Below are 9993 nucleotides of genomic sequence, written 5' to 3' on the forward strand. Positions count from 1 at the left end.
GCCCGTCACTCGACGCGGTAGGTCAGCTTCACGGTCGAGCCCCGGGCGGCGGTGCTCTGCGCAGCCGGGTCGGTCGAGACCACCGGCAGGCGGGCCTCCCAGTCGTAGAAGGCGCACTGGAACGCGGTGCACCGGTCGTAGCTGACCCGCAGCCCGAGCGCCCGCAGCTGGGCGGTGGCGTCGTCGATGGTCTTGCCCGTGACGTCCGGCACCGTGACGGGCGGCGGGCCCTTCGAGACGACCAGGTCGAGCGTCGCGCCGGGGCGCAGCGCGCCCTCCTGCTGTTGCTCGGCCCGGATGACGGCGCCCTGCTCGACGTCGCCGCTGAACTCCGTGCCGGCCTCGGCGCCGACCAGGCCGACCTCCTGGAGGGTGGCCTGCGCCTCCTCGACGGTCTGGCCGACCACGTCGGGGACCGGGCCGAGCGAGACGGTGAGGGTGACCGGCTGTTGCTCGCCGTACTGCGCCGCCCCGGCGAGGTCGACGGTGGCGCCCGTGGCGTCGACGCCGGACACGCCCAGCACGGTGCCGGCGGCGGCGTCGTCGAACTGGGTCACGGAGTCCTGCACGGTGAACGACGACAAGGAGGCGCGGGCCGCGTCCTCGGACTGGCCCACCACGGTCGGCAGGTCGAGCGGCTGCGGGCCCTGCGACACGACGAGCGACACCGTCGAGCCCTTCTGGAGGCGCGAGGCCGAGCCGGGATCGGTCCCGATGACCTGGCCGGCCGGCACCTCGACGGACCAGTCGGCGGCGTCCTCGCCGACGACGAACTCGGCCTCCTGCAGCACCGACGTGGCGGCGGCGGGGTCCTGGCCGGCGACGTCGGGCACGGCGACCTGACTGCCGGGTCCGGCCCCGAACCACCAGCCTGCGCCGCCGGCGAGGACGGCGACGACCAGCACCACGGCGAGCCACACGAAGCCGCGGCGGCGTCGGCGCGACGTGGCCTCCGAGAGGGCGGTGACGGTGTCGACCTGGGCCGGGGCGACCGGGCCGGTGCGGTGCCGGGCCTTGGGCAGCACCTGCGTCTCGCCCGTGCCCCCGCGCGGCAGGACGGCGGTCGCCGAGGCAGGCGGCAGCACCATCGTGCGGCCGAGCGGCGCGCCCGACGGGTCGGCGAGGACGCGCTGCACGTCGAGCAGCTGGTCGAGCAGGGCGCGGGCGTCGCGCGGACGCTGCTCCGGGTCGCGCGCGGTCGCCCAGAGCACGAGCTCGTCGAGCTCGGGCGGCACCGACGGCCGGGCCGCGCTCGGCGCGGGGACGGTGTCGTTCGCGTGCTGGTAGGCGATCTGCATGGGCTGCTCGCCCTTGTAGGGCTGCTCGCCCGTCAGCATCTCGTAGAGCATGATGCCGAGCGCGTAGATGTCGCTGCGGGTGTCGGCGACGCCGCGGGTGACGAGCTCGGGCGAGAGGTACGCGATGGTGCCGAGCAGGGCGGCGCCGGTCGCGGTGTTCGCGGTGGCGGCGCGTGCGAGGCCGAAGTCGCCGATCTTGATCCGGCCGTCGTCGGCGAGCAGCACGTTCTCGGGCTTGAGGTCGCGGTGCACGATGCCGGCACGGTGGGCGGCGGCGAGGCCGGCGAGGACGGCCTCCAGGATGTCCATCGCCTGCTCGCTCGTGAGGACCTTGTGGTCCTGCAGCAGCTCGCGCAGCGTGATGCCCGGCAGGTACTCCATCACGAGGTAGGCGCTGTCGTCGTCCTGGCCCTGGTCGAAGACGTTGACGACGTTGGGGTGGGCGAGGCGGGCTGCCGAGCGCGCCTCCTGGATGAAGCGCTCCTTGAAGGAGGCGTCGTCGGCCAGGTGGCCGTGCATGATCTTGATGGCGACCCGGCGCTCGAGGCGCAGGTCGGTGGCCAGGTACACGGTGGCCATGCCGCCGCGGGCGATGCGCGAGCGGACCTGGTACCGGTCGTCTATGAGACGGCCGATCATCGGGTCAGTGTGGTTCGCGCTCATCGAGGCGATCCTACGAGCCGGAGGGCCCGTGGCCCGTGCGGCTCACCGGCGCGTGTCGAACGCGGCCGCCCGGCCGCCCCGCGGGTCGCGTCAGCCCAGGGTGCTGAGCCACGTGCGGGCGGGACCCTCCCACTTGGCGTAGGCCGTCGGGTGCGCGGAGAGCTGGACGGCCTGGGCGGCGTCCGTCAGCGACATCGAGGCCCAGCCCGCGACGTCGAGCAGGCCGCGCGTCTTGCCGACGTTCGGGTTCGTGCGGCCGCCGAAGAAGAGCCGCGTCGCGTGGGCGGCGTCGGTGAGCTCCGCGGGCGTGCCCCAGCCCGTGCTGGGGCGCTGCTGGAAGAGGCCGAGGGAGTCGCGGTCGCCGTGGTGGATGTTCCGCAGGCTGGACTCCTGGGCCGCCGCGGCCAGCGCGACGACGATCGCCTGGTCGCCGACGCCCAGCTCGCGGCCGACGCGGATGATGACGCGGGCGTTCTCCTGCTGCTCGGCCGAGAGCGAGGTGCCCGTGGCGAGCGGGGCGGCGGACGTCGACGCCGGGGCCACGGCCGGGGCCGCCGAGGGCGCGGAGGCGCCGGGGACCACCAGCGTGCGGCCGGCGTAGATGGTGCTCGTCATGCTCAGGCCGTTGGCGGCGAGGAGCGCCTGGACCGTCGTCCCGGTCTGCTTCGCGATGGACGCGATGGTCTCGCCGCTGCGGATGACGTGGCCCGAGCCGGAGGGCGTCGTCGCCGGGGCGGGCGTCGAGACCGCCGAGGCCGTCGTGGCGCCGCCGGGCAGCGAGAGCACCTGGCCCGGGTAGATGATGCTCGACCAGCTCAGCCCGTTGGCGGCGAGCAGGGCCGCCGTGCCGACGCCGTGCGCGCCCGCGATGGAGCTGAGGGTGTCGCCGCGCGCGATCGTGTAGCTGCCCGCGGCGGCGGCCCGGGGTGCGCTGGCGGCGGGCGCCGGGGTCGAGGCGGCGAGGCTGAGGGTCTGCCCCGGAAAGATGGTCGACTTCCAGCTGAGGCCGTTCAGGGCGAGGACCGACGCGGTGCTCAGGCCGAACGAGGCGGCGATGCTCGCCACGGTGTCGCCCGCGACGACCGTGTAGGTCGAGGGCGCCAGCACGGTGGTCGTCGACGCGGCGACGTCGACGGTCGCGGCCTCGGCCTGCGGTGCCGGCGCCGACTCGGTCGGCGGCAGGGCCACCGGTCGGGGCGCCGTGTGCGGCTTCTTGGCGGGCTGCTGGTCGTGCGCGACCGAGGCGATCGGCCCCGTCATGCCGAGGCTGAGGGCCATCGACCCGACCAGCATGATCGGGACGGTCTGGAGCATGGAGCGCGCGGCCCGCGAGCGGGCGCTCGCTCCGTCGTCGAGGGCCGCGCGTCCGAAGGCGGCGCCGGGGAGGCGGGAGGCGCGGGGCGCGGGGGAGGTCCCGTCGGTGTCGCGGTCCGAGATGCTGTCGTTCATGAGGTGATCCTCGGGTCGTGGCGTCCGACACGTCGACAACCTGATCCGCGACGGCGTGTCTCGTGCTGCCACGGTGGCACAGGAGACCACGGGTGTCAATCGGAGTGGCGCGTGGGACGCATGTGACTCGTGGGACGCGCGGGACGGGGGAGCGACCCCCGCGCGGCCGAGCCGTGGCAAGGTGGTCCCGTGACCGATCTCTCTCAGCAGCCCTGGTTCGCCGACACCGAGTGGCTGACCGTGCCCGACCTGGTCGAGATGCTCGGCCTCAGCGTGAGCCGTGTCCGCCGCCTCTTCGAGGACCACGTCCTCATCTCCACCCGGGTCGACGGCGTGGTCGTCACGCCCGCCGTGTTCCTCGTGGACGGCGAGCCGATGCACGAGCTCCGCGGCACGGCCACCGTGCTCGCCGACAACGGCTTCACCGACGACGAGGCGCTCGATTGGATGCTCTCCGTCGAGGACAGCCTCGGCACCTCCCCGGTCGAGGCGCTGCTCGCGGGCCGCAAGGCCGAGGTCAGGCGCGTGGCCCAGAGCCTGCTCTGAGCCTCACTGCCCGGAGCCTCACCTGCTCTGCGCCTCACCTGCTCTGAGCCTCGCCCCGCCCGGCCCGCCGCCCCGGTCCGCCGCCCCGGGCCGTCGGTCAGTAGGTGCGCTTCGTGACCGTCTCGGCGAGCCGGGCCAGCTGGGTGCGCGCGGACGGTGCCAGGTCGGCCCCGTCGAGGGCCTGCACGGCGTGCTCCACCTGCTCGGCGATCGACCGCTCCACCGCCTCCACGGCTCTGGACTCGCGCAGCGTCGCCTGCAGGACGCCGATCTGGTCGTCGTCGAGGTCGGGGTCGCCGAGGAGCTCGTCGAGCAGCCGCACGGCACCGGCGGGCAGCGTCCGACGGGCCGTCGCGACGAGCACGGTCCGCTTGCCCTCGCGGAGGTCGTCGCCGGCGGGCTTGCCCGTCACCTCGGGGTCGCCGAAGACCCCCAGGAGGTCGTCCCGCAGCTGGTAGGCGATGCCGAGGGGGAGGCCGAAGCCCCGGAGCGCCTCGAGGTCGTGCTCCGTGCCGCCGGCCATGGCGGCGCCGATGGTCAGGGGAGCCTCGACGCTGTACTTGGCCGACTTGTAGACGATGACGCGCTGTGCGCGGGGCAGCAGCTCGGCGTCGGGCACGCTGCGCCAGGCGTTCTCCTCGAGGATGTCGAGGTACTGGCCGACGGTCACCTCGGTCCGCATGCGGTTGAACTCGCGGCGGGCGGAGCGTGCGGCGGCGCGCGACTCGAGGGAGTCGAAGGCCTCGCTGATCTGCTCGTCGCTCCAGGCGAGCAGCAGGTCGCCCATGAGCAGCGCCGACGACGTCCCGAAGCCGACGGGGGAGCCGAGCCAGCCGCCGTCCCGGTGCAGGCCCTCGAAGCGGCGGTGCGCCGCGGGCAGCCCGCGCCGGGTGTCCGAGTTGTCCATGATGTCGTCGTGCACCAGCGCCGCGGCGTGGAAGAACTCGAGGCCGACGGAGGCGGTCATCACGGCGTCGAGGGAGCGCTGGTCGACGGGGGCGCCGAGCGGGTCGAAGCCCGCGTCGCGGCCGGCCACGGAGCGCCAGCCCCAGTAGCAGAACAGGGCCCGGAACCGCTTGCCGCCGCGGAGCAGGTCGCTCGAGAACGCGGCGAAGGGGGAGAGGTCGTCGGCGATGCCCCGCAGGGCCGGCCGGCGGTCGTCGAGGAACCGATCGATGCGCTCTTGAACGACGTCCACTAACCGCGTACTCTCAGCCACGCTGCCTAGCCTAGCCACAGCGCACGGGCATACACTCGCCCGTATCCACACGCGGCGATCCCGAGGCCGCGGGGCCTGTGCTCGAAGGGAACGAAGAGATGCCACTTTCCGAACAGGAGCAACGACTCCTGGAAGAGATGGAGCGGAGCCTCTACAGCAACGACTCCGACTTCGTGGCGACGGTGGGCGGTCCTCGCGGGCGGCCGAACTACACCATGGTCGTCATCGGCGTGCTCGCCGCTCTCGTCGGCATCGCGGTCATCGTCACGGGCGTGATCATCCGCCAGCCCCCGATCGGTCCCCTGGTGGGCGTCGCGGGCTTCGTCCTGCTCGTCGCCGGCGCCGTGTTCGCGCTGGCCCCGCCCCGTCGTGCCGGCTCGGCGCGCCCCTCGGCCCCCACGGCCGGCGCGTCGCGTCCCTCGGCCGCCCGCCCGGCCCGCAACGGCTCGATGATGGACCGCCTCAACGACCGGTGGGAACGCCGACAGGACGGCGACCGCTCCTAGCGGCCTCCTCCGCACCACGACCTCAGGGGTCGGCCTCCGGGCCGACCCCTTCTTCGTGCGCCCGGGGGCTCTCCACTTTCCTCCCCACCCGGGTCCCGGCGGGGCTGAGACTCCGCAGATCGTGGTCAGGGCGCCCGTGGGCACGCCCCGCGCCCCCGTCGGTTCGCCCCGGCGGGGCGCACGCATGCCCGCCGGCGATCCTCCCGTGACCACCGCCTCCACCGTCCTCCACCCCCGTGACCCCCGAAGTGGAGCGGATCGGAGGGGTCCCGACGTCGCATCCGACCACGTCGCTCTGTCGTGGTGGGGGATTGTGGAGTAAAGTGGAAGCACGTGCCACGACCGGGGTGCGGGGCGAGAGGAGGAGCAGCGCATGTTCCTCGGCACGTACTCGCCCAAGCTCGACGAGAAGGGCCGCATCATCCTCCCCGCGAAGTTCCGTGACGAGCTGGCCTCCGGCCTCGTCATGACCCGTGGGCAAGAGCGCTGCGTCTACGTCTTCAGCCAGGCCGAGTTCGAGGACATGCACGCGCGCATCCGCCAGGCGCCGATCACCAGCAAGGAGGGGCGCGACTACATGCGCCTGTTCCTCTCCGGCGCCAGCGACGACGTCCCCGACAAGCAGAACCGCGTCACCATCCCGGCGCAGCTCCGCGACTACGCGGGCCTCGGCCGCGAGCTGACGGTCATCGGGGCGGGCAACCGTGCCGAGATCTGGGCCACCGACGCCTGGAACACCTACTACGAGGCCCAGGAGGCCGCGTTCGCCAACACCACGGAGGAGGTGATCCCCGGGCTCTTCTAGCTCCTCGGCCCTGACTCCCAGCCGTCCGCCCTGGCGCACCTTCCCCGGTGCCAGGTCGAGATGGATGGGGATCAGGGCCCGGGATCCAGGCCCGTGTCGCCATGGCAGACCAGATCCACACCCCCGTCCTCCTCGAGCGCACCCTCGAGCTGCTCGCCCCCGCGATCTCGCGCCCCGGGGCCGTGGCCGTCGACGCCACCCTCGGCATGGGCGGGCACACCGCCGCGATGCTCGAGCGCTTCCCCGACCTCACCGTCGTGGGGCTCGACCGCGACACCGAGGCCCTCGCCATCGCCGGTGAGCGCCTCCGCCCCTTCGGCGACCGCGCCCGACTCGTCCACACGCGGTACGACGGCGTGGCCGACGCACTCGACGACCTCGGCATCGACGAGGTGCACGGGGTGCTCTTCGACCTCGGGGTCTCGTCCCTGCAGCTCGACCGGGTCGAGCGCGGCTTCTCGTACTCGAAGGACGCGCCGCTCGACATGCGGATGGACCCGACGTCCCCGGTCACGGCGGAGACGATCCTGGCCGAGTACCCCGAGTCCGAGCTGCGTCGCATCTTCTACCAGTACGGAGAAGAGAAGCTCAGCCCGCGCTACGCGCGCCGGATCGTCGAGCACCGCACGGAGGCTCCCCTCCGTCGCAGCGGCGAGCTCGTCGACCTGCTCGTCGCGGCCACCCCGATGGCGCTCCAGCGCGCGGGCCACCCCGCGAAGCGCGTGTTCCAGGCGCTCCGCATCGAGGTGAACGGCGAGCTGGCGTCGCTCGAGGCCGCCGTCCCCGCGGCCCTCGACCGCATCGCCGTGGAGGGCCGCGTCGTCGTGCTGGCGTACCAGTCCCTCGAAGACCGCTTCGTCAAGCGAGAGCTGGCCGCCCGCACGACCTCCACCGCCCCCCAGGGCCTCCCCGTCGAGCTGCCCGAGCACCGACCGGAGTTCCGCCTCCTCGTCCGGGGCGCCGAGCTGGCCTCCGCCGACGAGATCGACCTCAACCCCCGAGCCAAGCCCGTGCGACTGCGCGCAGCCGAACGAATCCGGAGAACAGCATGAGCAACGCCGCGATCGACCCGATCCCGCAGCGCCGGCCCTCGGCCGAGCCCCGGCGCGCCCCGGTCGAGATCGTCACGAGCCGTGCCCAGCGCCGCGCCCGTCCGAAGATCGCCTACGCCCTCGTCGCCACCGCGGCGCTCTTCGTGCTGCTGCTCACGCAGCTCGCCATCAGCATCGCCCTCAGCGACGGCGCCTACACCATCTCCGACCTCCAGGCCGAGAAGACGGAGCTGACCCGCGACCAGCAGAAGTACTCCGAGCAGCTCGACGTGCTGTCCTCGCCGCAGAACCTCGCGAACAACGCCGAGCAGCTGGGCATGGTCCGCAACTCGAACCCGGTCTACCTCGACCCGACGACCGGCGCGGTCCACGGCGACCCGGCGCCCGCCGACGGCACCGCCGACGGCACGGACAACCTGATCCCGAACACGCTGCTCGACGGCGTGCCGCTCGCGACCGCCGCGCCCGGCACGGACGCCCCGGCCCCCGACTCCGGGGAGGCGGGCGCGGCGACCGCAGGATCGGGCGACACGTCGGTAGCGTCTGACCCTGACCAGCTCGCGGCTCCCCGGACCCGCTAGCGGTGCGCCCCCGCGGCGCACCAGACGACGACAGCGGCCGGTGCCCCACGGCCTGCCGCGGTGAGGACACCCCGTGAACACAGCCCCTCGCAGCCGCCGGCTCCGGGCGACCCTGGCCATGGCCGTCGTGATCGCCCTGGTCGGGGTCTTCGTCGTGCGCCTGGCCGACATCCAGCTGGTCCAGGCCAGCGAGCTCAACGAGCAGTCGAAGAACAAGCGCGAGATCGAGCAGGTCACCTACGGCGACCGCGGCGACATCACGGCGAGCGACGGCACGGTGCTGGCCGGCAGCGTGACCCGCTACAACATCACCGCCGCCCCCGCCTTCGCGGACGACGTGACGGTCACCGTGACCGACGCCGACGGCGTGAAGACGAAGCAGGCCATGAGCGTCGACCAGGTGCTCGCGAAGGTGCAGCAGATCACGGGCGGCTCGCTCGAGACCATGCAGAAGAGCCTCACCGCGGACCCCGACGCGAACTTCGCGTACCTCGTGAAGGGCGTCGACGTCGACGCCTTCCGCGCCGTGCGGGACCTCAAGAACAGCGGCGTCTCCTGGCTCTACTACGAGCGGCAGGCCGCCCGCACGTACCCGAACGGCGCCGTCGCGGGCAACCTGACCGGCTTCATCGGCACCGACGGCCCCCAGGCCGGGCTCGAGTACAGCGCCGACTCGTGCCTCGCGGGCACGAACGGCTCCGAGACCTACGAGCGCGGCGCCGACGGCGTCCAGCTGCCGGGCAGCACGTCGGTCACGGAGAAGGCGGTGGCCGGGGGAGACCTGCGGCTCACCATCGACAAGGACCTCCAGTACATGGCCCAGCAGGCCGTGGCCGAGCAGGGCGAGGCGATCGGGGCCGAGTCGGCCACCGCCGTCGTCATGGAGGTGGGCACCGGCAAGCTCAAGGCCGTGGCCGACTGGCCCGCCGTCGACCCGAACGACGTCAACCTGACGAAGGACCCCGCCGACCTCGGGTCGAAGGCGTTCACCTCGTCGTACGAGCCCGGCTCGACGTTCAAGGCGATGACGGCCGCCATGCTGCTCGACTCGGGCAAGGCCACCCCGACCAGCCAGGCGACGGTGCCGTACTCGCGGTCGTTCCCCTGGGGCGGCGAGATCCACGACGCGACGTTCCACCCGACCGAGAAGCTCACGCTGACCGGCATCCTGCGCGACTCGTCCAACGTCGGCATCTCGCTGCTCGGCCAGAACCTGAGCGCTCAGGCCCGGTACGACTACATGGTCAAGTTCGGCCTGAACGAGCCCACGGCCGTCGGGTTCCTCGGCGAGCCGACGCAGGGCGTCCGGCAGCCGAGCGCGTGGGACGAGCAGACCAGCATCAACACGATGTTCGGCCAGGGCGTGTCGACGACCGCCCTGCACGTCGCCGGCATCTTCCAGACCCTCGGCAACCACGGCCTCCGCCTGCCCGCGCAGCTCGTCGAGAGCTGCACGGCCCCCGACGGGACCGTCTCGATGACCCCGTCGGGCGACAGCGTCCAGGCGGTGTCCGCCTACGCGGCCGACACGACGGTGAACATGCTCGAGAGCGTGGTGTCCGCGGGCGACCTCAAGGACGTCCTCACCATCCCGGGCTACCGCGTGGCGGCCAAGACCGGCACGGCCGAGATGGCCCGCTCCGACGGCACCGGCTACGGCTCCGACCGGGTCGTCTCGGTCGCCGGGCTCGCCCCGGCGGAGAACCCCCAGTACGTCGTCGTCGTGACCTTCACCAAGCCCAGTACCATGAAGACGTCGGCCGCCGCGGCGCCGACCTTCAACAAGATCATGTCCCAGGTCCTCGAGATGTACCGCGTCCCTCCGTCGACGGAGCCCGCGCCGGCCATCCCCCAGACCTGGTGAGAGAAGAGGA

General features: G+C 73.1%; 9 protein-coding genes. 6 read left to right on the plus strand and 3 right to left on the minus strand.

Going from position 1 to position 9993, the window contains the following annotated elements:
- Positions 1–5 precede the first annotated feature (5 nt).
- Both pknB and FHR78_RS00110 read right to left on the minus strand, forming a co-directional pair.
- The gene (gene pknB, locus FHR78_RS00105; protein WP_166758531.1) at positions 6–1961 is read right to left on the minus strand and encodes a Stk1 family PASTA domain-containing Ser/Thr kinase; all 1956 of its coding nucleotides are present in this window, start codon (positions 1959–1961) and stop codon (positions 6–8) included.
- A 90-nt stretch (positions 1962–2051) separates the two neighbouring features.
- Positions 2052–3410, minus strand: a complete 1359-nt coding sequence (locus tag FHR78_RS00110) for a LysM peptidoglycan-binding domain-containing protein (protein WP_243861993.1) — start codon at positions 3408–3410, stop codon at positions 2052–2054.
- Positions 3411–3599: 189 nt separating this feature from the next.
- On the opposite strand from FHR78_RS00110, the gene FHR78_RS00115 reads away from it, so the two are divergent.
- Positions 3600–3956, plus strand: a complete 357-nt coding sequence (locus tag FHR78_RS00115; protein ID WP_347877974.1) for an Rv2175c family DNA-binding protein — start codon at positions 3600–3602, stop codon at positions 3954–3956.
- A gap of 97 nt (positions 3957–4053) precedes the next feature.
- On the opposite strand, the gene FHR78_RS00120 is transcribed toward FHR78_RS00115, so the two are convergent.
- The gene (locus tag FHR78_RS00120) at positions 4054–5175 is read right to left on the minus strand and encodes a polyprenyl synthetase family protein (RefSeq protein WP_166758532.1); all 1122 of its coding nucleotides are present in this window, start codon (positions 5173–5175) and stop codon (positions 4054–4056) included.
- A gap of 98 nt (positions 5176–5273) precedes the next feature.
- Between FHR78_RS00120 and FHR78_RS00125 the strand changes: the two genes are divergently transcribed.
- The 5 genes from FHR78_RS00125 to FHR78_RS00145 all read left to right on the plus strand — a co-directional run bounded on the left by FHR78_RS00125 (position 5274) and on the right by FHR78_RS00145 (position 9983).
- A complete protein-coding gene (locus FHR78_RS00125) occupies positions 5274–5681 on the plus strand; it encodes a DUF3040 domain-containing protein (protein ID WP_166758533.1) in 408 nt (135 codons plus the stop codon).
- A gap of 373 nt (positions 5682–6054) precedes the next feature.
- Positions 6055–6486, plus strand: coding sequence for a division/cell wall cluster transcriptional repressor MraZ (gene mraZ, locus FHR78_RS00130; RefSeq protein ID WP_166758534.1), 432 nt, complete (start codon positions 6055–6057; stop codon positions 6484–6486).
- Positions 6487–6587: 101 nt separating this feature from the next.
- Entirely contained in the window at positions 6588–7538 is a 951-nt protein-coding gene (gene rsmH / locus FHR78_RS00135; RefSeq protein ID WP_166758535.1) for a 16S rRNA (cytosine(1402)-N(4))-methyltransferase RsmH, read from the plus strand.
- A complete protein-coding gene (locus FHR78_RS00140; RefSeq protein ID WP_166758536.1) occupies positions 7535–8119 on the plus strand; it encodes a hypothetical protein in 585 nt (194 codons plus the stop codon). Before rsmH ends, FHR78_RS00140 begins: the two co-directional genes overlap by 4 nt.
- 73 nt (positions 8120–8192) lie before the next feature.
- Complete coding sequence (locus tag FHR78_RS00145) at positions 8193–9983, plus strand: peptidoglycan D,D-transpeptidase FtsI family protein (RefSeq protein ID WP_347877975.1); 1791 nt, start codon at positions 8193–8195, stop codon at positions 9981–9983.
- The last annotated feature ends 10 nt before the right edge of the window (positions 9984–9993 follow it).

The organism is Frigoribacterium faeni, assembly GCF_011761235.1.
Classification (GTDB): Bacteria; Actinomycetota; Actinomycetes; order Actinomycetales; family Microbacteriaceae; genus Frigoribacterium; species Frigoribacterium faeni_A.

What these genes read in the sequence shown, in the direction of transcription:
- pknB (WP_166758531.1), bottom strand. Translation starts at nt 1,961, where the DNA reads ATGAGCGCGAACCACACTGACCCGATGATCGGCCGTCTCATAGACGAC.
- FHR78_RS00125 (WP_166758533.1), top strand. Translation starts at nt 5,274, where the DNA reads ATGCCACTTTCCGAACAGGAGCAACGACTCCTGGAAGAGATGGAGCGG.
- FHR78_RS00140 (WP_166758536.1), top strand. Translation starts at nt 7,535, where the DNA reads ATGAGCAACGCCGCGATCGACCCGATCCCGCAGCGCCGGCCCTCGGCC.
- mraZ (WP_166758534.1), top strand. Translation starts at nt 6,055, where the DNA reads ATGTTCCTCGGCACGTACTCGCCCAAGCTCGACGAGAAGGGCCGCATC.
- FHR78_RS00110 (WP_243861993.1), bottom strand. Translation starts at nt 3,410, where the DNA reads ATGAACGACAGCATCTCGGACCGCGACACCGACGGGACCTCCCCCGCG.
- rsmH (WP_166758535.1), top strand. Translation starts at nt 6,588, where the DNA reads ATGGCAGACCAGATCCACACCCCCGTCCTCCTCGAGCGCACCCTCGAG.